This is a genomic window from Leisingera sp. ANG49 (assembly GCF_059694505.1).
Genome location: NZ_JCATZN010000004.1, coordinates 398,920 through 415,291 on the forward strand (window position 1 = coordinate 398,920; position 16,372 = coordinate 415,291).

Genomic DNA, 16,372 nt, shown 5'->3' on the forward strand with positions numbered 1-16,372 from the left:
GCCGCCCCTAGGCTATTGGAACGAGCTGACATGGGAGGAAAAAATGGCTCAGGAGCAAGGAGTAACCAAGGCCGCCGACGGACTCAACGGCACGTCCTGGAATGTCGTCGGGCACACCTATACGCCCAAGCTGCACAGCGAGAACGCCTTTATCTGGCACGCGGTCATTCCGGACGGCACTTTTGTACCGCCGCATGTGCACCCCACCCAGGATGAGTGGATCACCATGCTGGAAGGCACACTGGAGGTGGAGTTCGGCGGTGAGGTTTACCAGGCCGGGCCGGGCGACACGGTGCGGATGCCGATGGGGGTGGCGCATGGCATCTTCAACCGCTCTGGCAGCACGGCGTCCTGCGTGTTCGGGGTGGCGCCGTCGCGCAAGCTGTTCGAGCTGTTCTGCGCGCTGGACGGGGTGACCGATACGGAAGAACTGGTGCGGCTGTCGGCGCTGCATGAGGTCGATTTTCTGCCGCCCCCCTCGCAATGAGGGAGGCGGACATGGTGAAACGCAAAACGGTCGCCGTGATCGGCGGCGGGGTAAGCGGGCTGGCCGCGGCCAAGGCCTTTGCCGAAAGGGGGCATCAGGTTCTGGGATATGAGCGCAGCCATGACCTTGGCGGGGTGTGGGAGCCGTCTCGCTCTTACCCCGGGGTGCAGACGCAATCGCCCAAGAACCTGTACTGCTATACTGACCATCCGATGCCGGAAGACTATCCGGAATGGCCCAAGGGGCCGCAGGTGCATGCCTATCTGCATTCCTATGCGGACAAGTATGATCTGCACCGGCTGTTCCAGCTGAACACCAACGTGCTGGAGATGGACCGCCGCCCGGACGGGCAACCGGGCTGGCGGCTGGTGATCGAGACGGGCGGCGAGACCCAGGTCCAGAACGTGGATTTTGCCGTGGCCTGCACCGGGCAGTTTTCCGAGAAGAACATCCTGACCCATCCCGGGCAGGAGGCCTTCACCGTGCAGGGCGGGGAGGTGATGCACTCCTCGGAATACCTGGATCCGGAACATGCGCGCGGCAAGCGGGTGGTGGTGCTGGGCGGTTCCAAATCCGCGACCGACGTGGCGGTGAATGCGGCGCAGAACGGCGCCAGGCAGGTGCATCTGGTCTACCGTCAGAATGTCTGGCGGGTGCCGTATTTCATCGGCGGCATCAACTTCAAGCGGCTGCTGTACATGCGGGCGCAGGAGGTTCAGTTCAACGGCTGGGGCCGCAGCTGGCTGCACAAGGCCTTCTATGGTTTGGCCAAGCCGCTGATCTGGGCAAATTTCCGCGGGTTAGAGACGCTTTTGAAGCTGCAACTGGGGCTGAAGAAGTGGGACATGGTGCCCGATATTCCGATCGAAAGGGACGTCTCCTGCTCGGTGCCGATCGTGACGCCGGGGCTGTTCGAAGGCTTCAAGGACGGCTCGATCCTGCCGCACCGTACCACCTTTTCGCATTATGACGGTGACGAAATTGTGCTGGAAAACGGTGAGCGTATCGGCGCTGATCTGGTGATCTCGGCCGTCGGCTGGAAACTGGGCATCCCCTATCTGGCGCAGCAGCATCTGGACAAGCTGATCGAGGCGGACGGCCAGTACCGGACCTACCGCCTGGCGGTGAACCCGGACCTGCCGGAGATGGGCTTTGTCGGCTTCAACTCCAGTTTCTGCACCATCCTGTCGGCTGAGATGGTGGCAAATTGGCTGGTGCGCTATGCCGATGGCAAGCTGGCACGTCAGCCGTCGCGGGCGGAGATGGAGGAGAACATCCAGATGATGCTCGACTGGCGCCGTAAGGAGCGCCCGGCCGCACAGATCTATGGCGGGCTGTGCTCGGCCCCGTTCCATTTCAAGCATTTCGACGAGTTGCTGATGGATATGGGCGCGACGCAATGGAAGCGGTCGAATCCGCTGGCCGAGCAATTCGCGCCGCCCGACGCCAGCGCCTATGGCCGCTTTCTGGCGACGGCGCCGCAATATCAGGCGGCCTGAGGCCCGCCCCTGCGCCTGCCGGAAACGGCGGGCGCACATGCTTTAGCGGTCGCGCAGTTACTACTGCGATGCGCTGATTTTCGAGTGAGGGGGGGATGGTGCCCAGGAGAGGACTCGAACCTCCACGTCCATACGGACACTAGCACCTGAAGCTAGCGCGTCTACCAATTCCGCCACCTGGGCAGGTGTCGTGAGACCGGCGTATAAGGCGGATTGCCAGGGCCGTCAAACGGAAATGGCAGGCAAATCCGCGGGGCCTGGGTTCAGCCAATTGCGATCCACCGCGGCAAGCGCGGCAAAGTCGTACCTCTTGTGAGAAGCTGGACTGAATTCTGGCCTGAGCATTCCATTTCGGAATAATACCAGAACGCAATCTCATTGGCTTTGTGTCCCGGATTCTCGGATAAAGAGGCGGTCAGCCAGTTCAAGGAGGCCGCATGGACCGCGCTCAGATCGTGCATCAGAATTTCCTGGACCGGGTTCAGGCTGGTGATTTTCCCGTAGGAGCCGAACCAAGCGGGCCGCTGATAGCCGCCGAGGCAGTGTCCGTATTCCGCGCCCAGGTTCTGAGCCGGGCGCTGGATCTTACCAGCAGGGAAATGCAAAAAGCCGGCGAAGGGTTCTATACCATCGGCTCCTCCGGGCATGAGGGGATGGCGGCGGTCGCCCGTGCCCTGCGCCCTTCCGATATGGCATTCCTTCATTACCGCGATGCAGCTTTCCAGATCGACCGCGCGGATCATGCACCTGGACAGCGGATTGCATGGGACATGCTGTTGTCCTTTGCCTGCTCCAGCGAAGATCCGACCTCGGGTGGGCGGCACAAGGTGCTGGGCTCCAAGGCACTGATGATCCCGCCACAGACTTCGACCATCGCCTCGCATCTGCCCAAGGCGGTTGGGGCGGCCTATTCCATCGGCGCGGCCAAGCGGCACAAGCCGGAGCATCAGCTGCTGCCTGAGGATGCGATCGTCTTGTGTTCCTTCGGCGATGCGTCCGCGAATCACTCGACGGCGCAGGGGGCAATCAACACCGCGGGCTGGACCTCGGTGCAGTCAACGCCGCTTCCCTTGCTGTTTGTCTGCGAGGACAACGGGATCGGCATTTCGACCAAAACGCCGAAAGGGTGGATTGAGGCCTCAATGGAGCATCGTCCCGGCATCAAGTATTTCAAGGCCGACGGTCTGGATATCTACAACACCTTTGCGGTGGCGCAAGAGGCGGCAGAGTATGTACGGACCCGCAGGAAGCCGGCCTTTCTGCATCTGCGCACCGTGCGGCTTTACGGCCATGCCGGGGCGGATGTGCCGACCACCTATATGACCAAGGCCGAGGTGGAGGCGGATGAGGCCAATGATCCGCTGTTGCATTCGGTGCGGCTGCTGAAGGAGGCAGGCGTATTGCAGCCCGCGGAAGCGCTGAAGATCTATACGGACACTTGCGCGCGGGTGGAACGGATCCGGGCGGAAGCGGTGACGCGGCCGCATTTGAAAACCGCGGCGGATGTCGCGGCCAGCCTGATCCCGCCCAAACGGGCGTGTGCGCCCACCAATGGCCCCAGTGCCGAGGCACGGGCCGCAGCCTTTGGCAGCGACATGCGCGCGATGGAGGAGCCGCAGCCGATGTCGCGCCTCATCAACTGGGCGCTGACCGACCTGATGCTGGAGCACGGCGAAATCGTCATGATGGGCGAGGATGTGGGCCGCAAGGGCGGGGTCTATGGCGTCAGCCAGAAGCTGCAGCAGCGGTTCGGGTCTGACCGGGTGATCGACACATTGCTGGATGAGCAGTCGATCCTGGGGCTGGCGATTGGCATGGGGCACAACGGCTTTCTGCCCATTCCGGAGATCCAGTTCCTCGCCTATCTGCACAACGCCGAGGATCAGCTGCGCGGCGAGGCGGCGACCTTGCCGTTTTTCTCGAACGGGCAGTTTTCCAACCCTATGGTGCTGCGGATTGCCGGGCTGGGTTATCAGAAGGGCTTTGGTGGCCATTTCCACAACGACAACTCACTGGCGGTGCTGCGGGATATTCCGGGGATCGTGATTGCCTGCCCGTCGGACGGGGCCGAGGCGGCGATGATGATGCGCGAGGCGGTGCGGCTCGCGCGCGAGGAGCAGCGGGTGGTGGTCTTTGTCGAACCCATCGCGCTCTATCCGATGCGGGACCTGCATGAGGCAAAGGATGGCGGCTGGATGCGGACCTACCCGTCATGGGACCGGCGCATTGGTTTGGGCGAGGTTGGGGTGCATGGAGATGGCACTGATCTGGCAATCGTGACCTATGGGAATGGGCGCTACCTGTCGGCTCAGGCGCAGGCAGAGCTGGCGTTGAAAGGCGTGGATGCCCGGATTGTGGACCTGCGCTGGCTGGCGCCCTTGCCAGAGGCGGCGCTGCTGGAGGCAGTGAATGGCTGCAAGAACGTGCTGATCGTTGATGAATGCCGCATCACCGGCAGCCAGTCGGAAGCGCTGATGGCGCTGTTTGCGGAGCAAAGCGATATCCCCACGGCGCGGATCGCCGCTAGCGATTGCTTTATCGCAACCGGGCCTGCCTATGGCGCTACTCTGCCGTCGAAGGACAGCATCATTGTGGCTGCATTGAAGCTGGCAGGAGGCAAGAAATGACCCGCACCGCTGTTCTGATCTGCCCGGGAAGGGGCACCTACAACAAGGCGGAGCTGGGATATCTCCATCGCCATCATGCAGACAAGGCAGCGCTGTTTGCGGGCTTTGATGCGCAGCGGCGGGACGCCGGGCAGGAAGAGGTCACGGCTCTGGATGGTGCCGCCCGGTTTTCGGTTTCGAAGTATTCCCGCGGGGATATTGCCTCGCCGCTGATCTATTCTTCGGCGCTGGCGGATGCGCAGTCGCTGTCGGAGGATATCGAGGTGGTTGCGGTGACCGGCAATTCGATGGGCTGGTACATCGCGCTCGCGGCGGCCGGGGCGCTGAGTGCGGTAGACGGGTTCGAGGTGGTGAACACCATGGGCACACTGATGCAGAAGCAGCTGATCGGAGGCCAGCTGGTCTATCCCTTTGCCGGACCGGACTGGCAGAACGATCCCGCGCGCAAGGCGGAGCTGCTGGCGCTGGCGGCAGAGATTGATGCCCGCGAGGGGCATGACCTGGCGCTGTCGATTGATCTGGGCGGGATGCTGGTGCTGGCCGGAAACGAGGCCGGGCTGGCGGCGTTTGAGGGCGCGGTGCCAGTGGTGGAGGAACGTTTCCCAATGCGTCTGGCCAATCACGCGGCGTTTCACACCAGCCTGCAGGTACCGGTAGCGGCAGAAGGGCGCAAGCGGCTGGGTGCGGAGATGTTCACCCAGCCGGAGGTGCCGCTGATTGATGGGCAGGGGCAGGTCTGGTGGCCGGGTGCCACGGATACGAAGGCCTTGCGGGATTACACGCTGGGGCATCAGGTAGTGGAACCCTATGATTTCACCCGCGCGGTACAGAATGCGGCCTGTGAGTTTGCGCCGGACCTGTTCATCGTGACCGGTCCGGGCACAACGCTGGGCGGCGCGGTGGCGCAATCGCTGGTGCAATGCGGCTGGCAGGGGTTGACCGGCAAGGAGGCCTTCAAGGCGCGCCAGGCTAAGGACCCGCTGCTGCTCTCCATGGGGGATAAGGCGCAGCGCGGGATTGCAACCGGCTGAGTGAGGGGCGGCGGAAAGCTCCCGCGGCTGTTGCCTGCATCGTAGATGCCGGCGAAGCAGCCTTGGGCGTGGCCCTGCCCTGCGGGCAGGGCGGAAGGGTATTTGCTGAGAGGTTCTTCAGGGCAGGTTTGCCTGAAGGCCGGGTTCCAGTGTGGTGCGTTCATCCCCGCCTCAAGGGTGAACCGCGCATAGCACGGCGGCTGCGTCGCCCTTGACCCGGTGCTGAACAGAGGCAGAGTTATTCTGCGGCGGCTTGGGAATTCTGGGCAGGTGCGACGGCAAAGCAGGTGACTGGTTGGGAGACATTGTGCAGGCTGACAGCGCCCAGCGAAACGCCTTGCGACGCGTCGCTTAGGATGTCGCGGCTGACGACAATCGCGTGATCCGCGGTCTTGCCGTAGTCGCCCAGCCGGGCGGCGATATTGGCGGCTTGGCCGATCACCGTGAAGTCCAGCCGCTCTCGCGAGCCGATATTGCCATAGGTCACACGGCCATAGGCGATGCCGATGGCAGCCTCGCAGCGGTGGCCGTCTTCTTCCTGGGCGATTTCTTCCAGCCTCGCAACGATGGCGCGGGCGCTGTCCAGGGCCTGGGTGCGCGCTTTTTCCGGGTTGCTGCCGGCCGGGAAGACGGTCAGCACAGCGTCACCGATGAATTTCAGCACCTCGCCGCCATGGTCATGCACGATGGTTGAGGCGGTTTCGAAGAACTGGTTCAGCAGCGCAATATAGTCCTGGCGGCCCAACTGTTCCTCCAGCCGGGTGGAGCCGCGCAGGTCGCAGAACATAATGGCAGCGTCGATCTCGTCGCCGTCGCCGCGGCGGATTTCGCCGCCGAGCACCCGGGCGCCGGTGCGCTTGCCGACATAGGTTTCCAGCAACGCTTGAGCGTTTTCGCGCTGCATGAAAATCTCGTAGTAGCGGGCGATCACCCCGGAGCATTCGAAGATCAGCCCAAGGTTGGCGGTCGAAAAGCCATTCGGGTGATCGCTGGTGAGCGTCAGCACATTGATGCGCCCGTCGGAGAACCGTAGCGGCATCGCGACATAGTCGGTGGCGCCGTCCTTACGCAGGTCTTCGAGGATCGGGAAGGCATCGTCGGTGCAGCAGGCGTCCAGCCGGTGCCGCACCCCGCCCAGCCCGTTGGAGACATGGCGCAGCGGGCTGTTCTGGTACGCGGGATGGTCGTGGATTTCATAAGACGGGGCGTAGGTGGTAACCTCGCCGGTTTTCTTCTGCCAGATGTAGTTCTTGCCCGCGATCAGCGGGTGCAGCGACCAGGCCATGACCGACAGGCGGGACAGGTAAATGCCCTGCTCGACAAACTTCTCTGCCAAGGCGGCGGTCAGCTCTTCCGGAGTTGCCACCATCGAGGCATCGCGCAGCAGCCAGTCGATCACCGGGCCGGAGATATTGCCGTAGTCCGGCATCTCAACAGTGTTTCTGCCAAAGTCGAACTCAACTTCGGCGCCGGGCATGAAGCCGATGTGGCCGGAAATGGCGGCGGCCTCCGGCATGGCGTCCTCGTAGGCCCAGACGCCGTTTTGCACCGTGCTGCCGGGCAGCAGGATGTCGCGGTAGCTGGCGGTACCCTTGAAGGGGCAGAAGGTTTGCAGGGGATTATGGGCTGACAGCGGCGCGGTCACGTCTGCTGCCGGGAAGTAGACGGCTGGCGGGAGCCGGGTTTCGTACATCACCTTGGCACGGGAGCTTTGCGCCACAACAGTGCCGTTGCGCCGGGCGGTGACCAGGCCTTGCAGCGGTTCGACAACAATGCCGTAGCCCCGGTTGCGGGTCTGCACCTGTGTGTCCATCCCAGAGATCCTTGTCCTATGTGCCGTTCAGGCGGCGGAAACAGGACCGGCCGGCGCAGGCCGGTTATGAACTATCTGAGTACTGTGCCGGAAAAATCCAGAGCCGGACACAGGATATTGAGCAGAACGGAGCGGAAGGGTCAGACCATGCGGATCACGTCCTTGCTGATCGCCAGCACATAGCCGCGCTTGGCAATGTTCTTGACCAGCAGTTCGCTGACCATCTGGTTCCCAAGGGTATCACGCAGGCGCTTGATCCGGGTGGCGCCGGCAGCCTCCTCGCAATCGGCGGAGGTGCGGCCGGAAATCACCGCCTCGATCTCGGCGCCGGACAGCACATCGTCGTCCAGCCGGGCCTCGGCCAGAACAGATAGGGTTTCCATCGCCGCGGGTGTCAGTTTGAACCCCATGTTGTTCAGATAGACGGTGTTTTCATCGCGGCTGATCAGCAGTTCGTTCACCTGGATGCCGGAGCGTTCGATCTGGGCCATGCGGCGGTTCAGCATCACCAGCATGCCCAGCACCGCAAAGGCCGCTACCATCATGGCAGCGGCAAAGACTAGCAGCACAAAGATCACCATCCGGTAGCTGGTCAGCGTGTCGGCAAAGGCGGTGCCGGACTGGGCCAGGATTTCCAGCAGCTTGATCTCGGCTTGGGTGGTCAGGTCGTTTTCGATAAACAGCTGTTCAACCCGGGCATTGAAGGCATTGGCATCGGGCAGCGTCAGCAGCAGCACCGTGCCGGCCACGGCCAGAATTGCCACGATGGCAGCAATGCCAAAGCCGATGACCTTGCTGCCGGCCGCACGGGCCTCAGAAACGGAGATAGTAGGGTCCGGCATTGGCCTTCCTTTGCTGCAGGCCTTCGGGGCCGAAGACGGACAGGACATTCAGGAGCGTCCATCCAGCGGGCGCGATGCGAGTCTGGATTTCACCGCGGGCGGCCTGTTTCTGGCAGGCACCGGAGAGCTGGATCACACCATAGTGCAGCCGCAGCGGGTTGTCCTGCTTGGCCTTGTAGTCGGCATAGCAGTCTGCGGCCATCACGGGCGAGGAAAGCGCCAGAAGGGTGGCCGCAAGGGCGGGGATCAGAAGGTGCTGTTTCATGGGGCCATCCTGCGTCTGGAGGATGTGAAATTCAATAACCGCGGGGGGTTGGGGCAGCTGATATCTGATAACAAGCTGCCGATATTGCCTGTCTGACGGGGGGCGGGACAGGCTGGCGGCATCAAGTGTTCTGCATATTCAAAAGAAAGGTCCCGACATGGCCCAGATTCACCGCCCCCAGCCGCACCGCAAATTCATTGCAATGATTGTCGCTGCCGCCATTGCCATTACCGGTTTCTCTGCGGCGCCCGCCCGCGCTGACGATGATGTCGCAAAAATCCTTGGCGGCCTGGCGCTACTCGGGATCCTGGGCGCAGCCATCAAGCATTCCCGGGATAGGGATGATCATGCGGTAACCCGCACTTACAATCCGCCGCACAACCATTCACACGGCGGCCACCGGCACAATGGTTACAATCGCAACGACGGCCACGTCAAACCGCTGCCGCGGTCTGTGCGCCGCTATGACCTGCCTGCGCAATGCGTCCGCTATTTCCCGCGCTACAGCCAGAACTATCCGCTGGCGGCAAAGCGCTGCCTGGATCGCAACTATGGCTACACCCACAAGCTGCCGCGGGCTTGTAAAGTGACGTTCTGGAATGGACAGCGCAACCGCACCGGTTTCAAGCCCGGCTGCCTGAAGAGACATGGCTACCGGATGGTGAACCGCTAACCCGCTCAACGGCTTCGAGCAGCAGCAAACTTGGGGGCTTCGGCCCCCCTTTTTGTACGGGTTGCATCCGGGGCCATGATTGGCTTTGTGAGAGGCATGACACAGCCAGATTACAGTCTCGAGACCCTTGCCCATGAAAAAGGGTTTCTCAGAATTGCCGGTGTGGACGAGGTTGGCCGCGGGCCGCTGGCAGGTCCGGTGACCGCCGCCGCGGTGGTGCTGGATGCCAGCGCTATACCTGATGGTCTCAACGACTCTAAAAAGCTCACCCTGAAAAAACGCGAGGCGCTGGAAGGGGCAATCCTATCCTCCGCACAGGCGGCCATTGCCCATGCTACGGTGGAAGAGATTGATTCACTGAATATTTTGCGCGCGACGCATCTGGCGATGGAGCGTGCAGTGGCAGCGCTGGACCCGGCACCGGACTATTTGCTGATCGATGGCAATCTAATCCCTAAGGGGCTGTTTTTGCCAGCGGAAGCGGTGGTCAAAGGGGACGCAAAATCGGTGTCCATCGCAGCGGCTTCGATCCTGGCGAAACTCACGCGCGACAGGATCATGGTGGATTTGGCGCAACAGTTCCCGGGTTATGGCTGGGAGAAAAACGCGGGCTATCCCTCGAAACAGCACCGGGATGCGCTACTTCAGCTTGGTGTGACCCCACATCATCGGCGATCCTTCAAACCGGTACACAATATCTTGTATCAAGAGTGAACCGTAGGGCGTTGTTATAATAAACAAATTGACCTCGAATCCGCGATGACTCATCCTGTGGACAACCTAATGAGCGCAAAAATGCGCCGCGGTTATGAGGCAGAGCAATGAATAAAACCATGACAAAGGGCGCGGCAGCGCTCCCTTTAAACACGATTATTGGCGGGGACTGCGTCGAAGCGATGAACAGTCTGCCGGCCAATTCGGTCGATCTGATCTTTGCGGATCCGCCGTATAACCTGCAGCTGAAAGGCCAACTGCACCGTCCCGACAACTCCAAGGTCGACGCCGTGGATGATCACTGGGACCAGTTTTCCAGCTTCCAGGCCTATGACCAGTTCACCCGCGATTGGCTGAAGGCGGCGCGCCGGGTGCTGAAGCCGAACGGCTCGATCTGGGTGATCGGTTCCTACCACAATATCTTCCGTGTCGGCGCTGTGCTGCAGGACGAGGGCTATTGGGTTCTGAACGACGTCATCTGGCGCAAGTCGAACCCGATGCCGAACTTCCGCGGCAAACGCTTTACCAACGCGCATGAGACGATGATCTGGGCGTCCAAGTCCGAGGGCGCCAAGTACACCTTCAACTACGAAGCGCTGAAGGCGCTGAACGAGGGCATTCAGATGCGCAGTGACTGGGTGCTGCCGATCTGCACTGGCCACGAGCGTCTAAAGGACGAAAACGGCGACAAGGCGCATCCTACGCAGAAGCCGGAATCTCTGTTGCACCGGATCCTGGTCGGGGCAACCAACCCGGGCGACGTGGTGCTGGACCCGTTCTTCGGCACCGGCACCACCGGTGCGGTGGCGAAGATGCTGGGCCGGGAGTTTATCGGCATCGAGCGCGAGGAAGCCTACCGCAAGGTGGCGGAGAAGCGGATCAAGGCGGTGCGTAAGTACGACCGCGAGGCGCTGGAGGTTTCCGCCAGCAAACGCGCGGCGCCGCGGGTGCCGTTCGGCCAGCTGGTCGAGCGCGGCATGCTGCGCCCTGGCGAGGAACTTTATTCGATGAACCGCCGCCACAAGGCGAAGGTGCGTGCGGACGGCACCCTGATCGGCGACAATATCAAGGGCTCGATCCATCAGGTGGGTGCGCATCTGGAAAACGCGCCGTCCTGCAACGGCTGGACCTACTGGTGCTTCAAGCGTGACGGCAAGACAGTGCCAATTGACGTGCTGCGCCAGCAGATCCGGGCTGAGATGCAGAACTGACGGTCACGGTTTCAGAACCCAACAGTCTATTGCAGGCACCTGTGCTTTTGCGCAGGCGCACAACTTGCCCCGCCTGTCCAAGGCGGGGTTTTTTGCACCGGTGCGGTCCAATGCGCTATTCCCTGTGTAATGCGGAGCATTTATCTGAAGTGCCGGTGCTGCAGCAGCCAGCGGGCAGGAGGGAAAGCCGATGACCGATACCGCGATTGCGTCTGGAACCAGCGCCGCCAAGGCGGTGGAAACCGGCAGCTTGCAGCAGGCCTCACCTGCGGAAAGCCGATTCGCAGAGGCGGCGCTGGATGAGCACAAGCGGCGCGGGCTGCAGCTTGCGGTGCGGGCCCGCTGGATCGCACTGCCCATAATCGCGGTCTTTATCGTCTTTCTAAACCCCGTCTGGAGCGTGCTTTACTACCATGGCATTCTGGCGCTGTTGTGCCTCAACGGCTGGTTCATCAGCCGGGTTGGCAAAGTGGGCCGGTCGCGGCTGGAGCTGCTGTTGATCTTCCTTGACCTTCTGATCATGACCATCGGTCTGGTGGTGCCCAACCCCTTTGATGCCCGCGAAATACCGGCGGCGATACTCTACCGGTTCGACAACTTCCAGTATTTCTTCGTCATCCTTGCGGCTGGGACCATGGCCTATTCCTGGCGCACGGTGATTGCGATCGGCACTTGGACGGCCGCCATGTGGCTTACCGCGTTGGGACTGGTCTGGTGGTTTTCCAGCCCAGTTCCCGGCTTGTCGGATGCCGTAGCCGATGCCCTTGGATTTGAGCCGGAACTGGCGGAGTTTTTCGATCCGAATAGTTTTGTGGTTCAGCTGCGGATTCAAGAGGCTGTGGTCTTTGTTCTAGTTGCTGCGACGCTGGGATTTTCGGTGCGGCGCTTCAACGGGCTACTGATGAGCAACGCGAGCCTGACACGGGAGCGGACCAATTTGTCGCGCTACTTCTCGCCCAATGTAGTCGAGCAGCTTTCGCAGAACGATGAACCGCTAAAGCAGGTACGCAGCGAGAATGTGGCGGTTCTGTTCATCGATATCATTGGTTTTACCCGTCTTTCAGCGGGGATGGATCCGCACGCGGTTATTGACCTGCTGCGGGAATTCCATGGCCGGATGGAGCGTGAGGTGTTCCACCACCACGGCACATTGGACAAGTATTTGGGGGATGGGCTGATGGCGACTTTTGGCACCCCGGTTGCAGGGCAACAGGATGCCACAAATGCGCTGGCCTGCGCCCATGCCATGCGGTCTTCGCTGGCGAAGTGGAACCGCGAGCGCGTCAAGCAGGGTAAGCAGGAGATCGGCGCTGGCATTGGCATTCACTACGGTGAGACGCTGCTGGGGGACATCGGAGCCAACCGGCTGGAATACGCGGTGCTGGGCATGACGGTGAATATTGCCGCACGGCTGGAGAATCTGACCCGCAGGCTGCGGGCCAGTATTGTTGTCAGCGCAACAGTGGCAGAACAGGTGAAGGCTGAATTGACTGGGCTGGACCTGCTGGACGGAGCAGCCTGCCATCCGGATCAGGAAGTGCGCGGGCTGGACCAGCCAATGACGGTTCTGGCCTGGGCGTAGACCCTAACGCGGCATCGGGTTCTGCGCCTTGTTATACGGGTGCCAGTCGGTGACCTCCGGATAATACCTCTGCCGCCAGCTCCGCACCCGCGGGTTCATCACCCGCCGCCACAATGGCGGGATCATCGCGGCTATGGTCATGACCGGATAACCGTAGGGGAGCTGCGGGGCGTCGGCCTCGGTGTAGTTCTGCAACAGCGGAAAGCGGCGGTTCGGCTTGTAATGGTGGTCCGAATGGCGCTGCAGGTTGATCAGCAGCCAGTTCGACGCCTTGTGTGCCGCGTTCCAGGAATGACGCGGCTGGACGGGTTCATACTTACCGTCGCCCAGATGTTTGCGGGTCAGCCCGTAGTGCTCGACATAGTTGACCACTTCCAGCTGCCAGATTGCAGTGCCAGCCTGAACAAGGAACAGAAGGACGCCGGTCAGCCCGCCGAGAGTCAGGGCCAGCAGAAGCATCGCTGCCTGCAGCGCCCAGTAGCGGAAGAACGGGTTGGAGCGGTCGGTCCAGGGGCGGTTCTTCTTCGCTAGCTTCTCTTTTTCAGCGCGGAAGGCAGAATGCCAGCACTGCCGCAACACCCGGGGATAGAAGCGGTGGAAGCCTTCGTTGTATCGCGCGGTGACTGGATCGCGCGGGGTGCCGACATAGCGGTGATGCACCAGCAGATGCTCGGAGCGGAAATGGGAGTAGAGTACCATCGCCAAGAGGATATCTCCCAGCCAGCGCTCCACCCGGCTAGACTGGTGCATCAGCTCGTGACTGTAGGTGATGCCGACGGCGCCGGTGACAACGCCAACACCGAAGAAGGCGGCGAATTTCTCGAAGCCGTTCAGGTGCTCCGCGCCGCTGACGTGCCAGATCAGTCCAAACAGCGTGAAGAACTGCAGCGGCACCCAGGCCGCCGTAAGCGCCTTGTACCATTTCAGGTCGCCGTCAGGCGTTTCGGGGTCGGCGTTTTCCAGGTTGAGGCCAAACATCCCGTCCAGCACCGCAAACAGGTGCCAGGTTACCAGCGGTGGCAGCAGCAGCGCCCAGCCGCCCTGCAGCGCGGCAATCCAGACCAGCGGCAGCAGCAGAAAGGACATCCAGAACGGCAGGGCGCTTTGCCAGCGGGAAAGGGTTTCGGGGGCAATCATGCCAGTGTCTCCCAATCAGTCAGCGCGCGTCTTGGACGACCCTAGGCGCAAAGATCTGAAAACCCAAGAGGGGCGCAGCGTGACCTAGCTCCCCTTGTGCAGATCGAAGGCTTTGCGCATCACCGTGGGCAGGCTGGAGGGGCGGAACCCGTGCCGCGGGATGAGTTCTTGCGCGGGGCTGGGGTTGAACCCTTCGGGCAGTTCCGCCGTCATCACCTGCAGGATCAGGTGGAAATGGGTGAAGGTGTGGCGCACCTCGCCCCCCAGATCCTGCCAGTCCGCTGCAAAAGGGGGATTGGGGGCAGGTGCCTCATTCCACTCCGATCCGGGCCAGCCCAGCATGCCGCCCAGCAGCCCCTTGTCCGGGCGCCGTTCCAGCAGCCAGGTGCCCTCCGCGGATTTGGCCAGGTAGACGATGCCGTACCTGATGGGTTTTGGCTTTTTAGGGGTTTTCTTGGGCAATTCAGCAGCGGTGCCCGCGACCCGCGCTGCACATGGTGTGCGCCAGGGGCAGATGCCGCAGGCCGGGCTGCGGGGGGTGCATATGGTGGCCCCCAGATCCATCACCGCCTGAGCATAATCTCCGGGCCGCTGGGCCGGAGTCAGCTCCGCCGCGCGCTCCTTGAGGACGGGTTTCACGTCAGGCAGGGGATCGTGGATGTCATGCAGCCGGGCCATCACCCGTTCGACATTGCCGTCCAGCACGGTCTCGGGCCGGTCAAAGGCGATCGAGGCGATGGCGGCGGCAGTGTAGGGGCCAATACCAGGCAGCTTGAGCAAGCCTTCGTAGCTGTTCGGGAAGTTCCCCTGCAGCTCATTCGCCACCGCACGGGCGCATTTCAGCAGGTTGCGGGCGCGGGCGTAATAGCCGAGGCCGGCCCATTCGCTCATCACATCTGCGTCTTCCGCGGCAGCCAGATCCAGAACCGATGGCCAGCGGCCGGTGAAGCGGAGGAAGTACTCGCGGACGGCGGCCACGGTTGTCTGCTGCAGCATTACCTCGCTGAGCCAGACCTTGTAGGGATCGGGTCGGATTCCGGCAGCGCGCTCGGCTGGGCTGACGCGCCAAGGCATTTCGCGGGCATGCACGTCGTACCAGGCCAGCAGCTCTCCGCTCATGGCCCCTACATTGCTGTTCAAGTCACGCATTCGTTATTCCTTGGCTTGCGGTTGGGCTGGCGCCTGTACCCGGGCTCTTTACAATAGGGTACGCAGTCGAGCAAAAGCTAGATCATGGCATTCAGGCGCAGCACCACACGCGGGTTCTCCCGGACCTCCAAGCTCCTCAGCGAGCAGATCCGCAAAGCGGGTGAAAGCCGCGGATTCGCGGTGTCCCGGCTGCTCACCCATTGGGAGGAGATCGCCGGTCCGGATATCGCTGCCATGGCCCGTCCGGTGAACATCGGCTACGGGCGCGGTTCCTTTGGCGCTACGCTGACGGTTCTGACCACCGGGGCCAACGCGCCGATGCTGGAAATGCAAAAAGAGCGCCTGCGCGAGCGGGTGAATGCGGTCTACGGCTTCAACGCCATCTCCAAGGTGCGGATCACGCAAACGGCACCGACGGGATTTTCTGACGGCCGCGTGGAGTTCAAATATGCCCCCAAAGTGCAAGCGCCGCTGCAGCCGGACCCGCAGGATGCGGCTGAGGCCAGCAAGGCTGCCGAAGGGGTGGAAAACGACGATTTGCGCGCCGCCCTGGAACGCCTGGGGCGCAATGTGCTGACAAAACAGAAAACGCAAGGAAAGGGGTTCAAATGACCCGTTTGATGTCTGGTGTCTTGGCCGCGATTGCGGTGGTTGCGGGCGGTTATGCCCTGTCGGGGTTGGGCAGCCAGAGCAATCTGCACGCAAACCCGCTGGTTGGCGCGGCAGTTGCGCAGGAAGCAGAAGTAGACACCTCGACGATCACCGAAATGACCCTGGGGGCAGAGGATGCGCCGGTCACGCTGATCGAATATGCCTCCTACACCTGCCCGCATTGCGCGAACTTCCACAACAACACATTCAAACAGTTGAAGGCCGACTACATCGACACCGGCAAGGTGAAGTTCATCTACCGGGAGGTCTATTTCGATCGCTACGGGCTGTGGGCCTCAATGATTGCGCGCTGCAGCGGGCCGGAGAAGTTCTTTGGCATTTCCGATCTGATCTATAAAGGCCAGTCCGAATGGGCCCGGGCCGGCGGTGCATCGGAGATCATCGACGAGCTGCGCAAGATCGGCCGGCTGGCGGGCATCGAAAACGACCAGCTGGAGGCCTGCCTGCAGGACGGTGAGAAGGCGCAAACACTGGTGGCTTGGTACCAGGAGAATGCGACTGAGCACGGGATTGAATCCACGCCGTCCTTCATCCTGAACGGTGAGAAGGTTTCCAACCAGTCCTACGACGAGTTCAAGAAGCTGCTGGATGCCGAACTGGAAAGCTGAGCGGCGGTAAGCAGATAAGCATAAGCCCGGGCCATGTGCCCGGGCTTTTTTGTCTGTGGCGT

Annotated in this window: 15 protein-coding genes and 1 tRNA gene; 10 read left to right on the plus strand and 6 right to left on the minus strand. The window is 61.9% G+C overall.

Features of this window, described 5'->3' with window-relative positions:
* Positions 1–43: 43 nt before the first annotated feature.
* Together AC58NV_RS15795 and AC58NV_RS15800 are read left to right on the plus strand one after the other, a co-directional pair.
* Positions 44–487 carry a cupin domain-containing protein gene (locus tag AC58NV_RS15795; protein ID WP_497227967.1) on the plus strand — a complete coding sequence of 148 codons (444 nt, stop codon included), beginning with the start codon at positions 44–46 and terminating at the stop codon, positions 485–487.
* Positions 488–498: 11 nt separating this feature from the next.
* Positions 499–1,986, plus strand: coding sequence for a flavin-containing monooxygenase (locus AC58NV_RS15800; RefSeq protein ID WP_497227968.1), 1,488 nt, complete (start codon positions 499–501; stop codon positions 1,984–1,986).
* Positions 1,987–2,082: 96 nt separating this feature from the next.
* Here the strand turns inward: AC58NV_RS15800 and AC58NV_RS15805 are convergent.
* Positions 2,083–2,169: transfer RNA gene (locus AC58NV_RS15805), tRNA-Leu, on the minus strand.
* Between the two features lie 254 nt (positions 2,170–2,423).
* Between AC58NV_RS15805 and AC58NV_RS15810 the strand changes: the two genes are divergently transcribed.
* Positions 2,424–4,613: a dehydrogenase E1 component subunit alpha/beta gene (locus tag AC58NV_RS15810; protein WP_497227969.1), complete on the plus strand. Its 2,190-nt coding sequence runs from the start codon at positions 2,424–2,426 to the stop codon at positions 4,611–4,613.
* Entirely contained in the window at positions 4,610–5,644 is a 1,035-nt protein-coding gene (locus tag AC58NV_RS15815) for an ACP S-malonyltransferase (protein ID WP_497227970.1), read from the plus strand. The genes AC58NV_RS15810 and AC58NV_RS15815 overlap by 4 nt, the downstream gene beginning before the upstream one ends.
* 238 nt (positions 5,645–5,882) lie before the next feature.
* Here the strand turns inward: AC58NV_RS15815 and AC58NV_RS15820 are convergent, their stop codons facing one another.
* The 3 genes from AC58NV_RS15820 to AC58NV_RS15830 form a co-directional block, all read right to left on the minus strand.
* Positions 5,883–7,457 (minus strand): DUF427 domain-containing protein, encoded by a 1,575-nt coding sequence (locus AC58NV_RS15820; protein WP_497227971.1) that lies wholly within the window; start codon positions 7,455–7,457, stop codon positions 5,883–5,885.
* 140 nt (positions 7,458–7,597) lie between these two features.
* The gene (locus tag AC58NV_RS15825) at positions 7,598–8,299 is read right to left on the minus strand and encodes a winged helix-turn-helix domain-containing protein (RefSeq protein WP_497227972.1); all 702 of its coding nucleotides are present in this window, start codon (positions 8,297–8,299) and stop codon (positions 7,598–7,600) included.
* On the minus strand, positions 8,271–8,564 hold the full coding sequence (locus AC58NV_RS15830) for a hypothetical protein (protein ID WP_497227973.1): 294 nt from the start codon (positions 8,562–8,564) through the stop codon (positions 8,271–8,273). Before AC58NV_RS15830 ends, AC58NV_RS15825 begins: the two co-directional genes overlap by 29 nt.
* Positions 8,565–8,721: 157 nt before the next feature.
* Here AC58NV_RS15830 and AC58NV_RS15835 point away from each other — a divergent pair, with 157 nt between their 5' ends.
* The 4 genes from AC58NV_RS15835 to AC58NV_RS15850 all read left to right on the plus strand — a co-directional run bounded on the left by AC58NV_RS15835 (position 8,722) and on the right by AC58NV_RS15850 (position 12,744).
* Entirely contained in the window at positions 8,722–9,237 is a 516-nt protein-coding gene (locus AC58NV_RS15835) for a hypothetical protein (RefSeq protein WP_497227974.1), read from the plus strand.
* Positions 9,238–9,333: 96 nt separating this feature from the next.
* Positions 9,334–9,951: a ribonuclease HII gene (gene rnhB / locus AC58NV_RS15840; RefSeq protein WP_497227975.1), complete on the plus strand. Its 618-nt coding sequence runs from the start codon at positions 9,334–9,336 to the stop codon at positions 9,949–9,951.
* A 107-nt stretch (positions 9,952–10,058) separates the two neighbouring features.
* On the plus strand, positions 10,059–11,162 hold the full coding sequence (locus AC58NV_RS15845) for a site-specific DNA-methyltransferase (RefSeq protein ID WP_497227976.1): 1,104 nt from the start codon (positions 10,059–10,061) through the stop codon (positions 11,160–11,162).
* A gap of 190 nt (positions 11,163–11,352) precedes the next feature.
* Positions 11,353–12,744, plus strand: coding sequence for an adenylate/guanylate cyclase domain-containing protein (locus tag AC58NV_RS15850; protein ID WP_497227977.1), 1,392 nt, complete (start codon positions 11,353–11,355; stop codon positions 12,742–12,744).
* 3 nt (positions 12,745–12,747) lie between these two features.
* Here AC58NV_RS15850 and AC58NV_RS15855 read toward each other — a convergent pair whose 3' ends face one another.
* Both AC58NV_RS15855 and mutY read right to left on the minus strand, forming a co-directional pair.
* Entirely contained in the window at positions 12,748–13,881 is a 1,134-nt protein-coding gene (locus tag AC58NV_RS15855; RefSeq protein ID WP_497227978.1) for an alkane 1-monooxygenase, read from the minus strand.
* Positions 13,882–13,965: 84 nt separating this feature from the next.
* Positions 13,966–15,030 carry an A/G-specific adenine glycosylase gene (mutY, locus tag AC58NV_RS15860; protein ID WP_497227979.1) on the minus strand — a complete coding sequence of 355 codons (1,065 nt, stop codon included), beginning with the start codon at positions 15,028–15,030 and terminating at the stop codon, positions 13,966–13,968.
* Positions 15,031–15,114: 84 nt separating this feature from the next.
* Here mutY and AC58NV_RS15865 point away from each other — a divergent pair, with 84 nt between their 5' ends.
* Both AC58NV_RS15865 and AC58NV_RS15870 read left to right on the plus strand, forming a co-directional pair.
* Positions 15,115–15,642, plus strand: coding sequence for a DUF721 domain-containing protein (locus AC58NV_RS15865; RefSeq protein ID WP_019297604.1), 528 nt, complete (start codon positions 15,115–15,117; stop codon positions 15,640–15,642).
* Positions 15,639–16,310, plus strand: coding sequence for a DsbA family protein (locus tag AC58NV_RS15870; protein ID WP_497227980.1), 672 nt, complete (start codon positions 15,639–15,641; stop codon positions 16,308–16,310). Before AC58NV_RS15865 ends, AC58NV_RS15870 begins: the two co-directional genes overlap by 4 nt.
* The last annotated feature ends 62 nt before the right edge of the window (positions 16,311–16,372 follow it).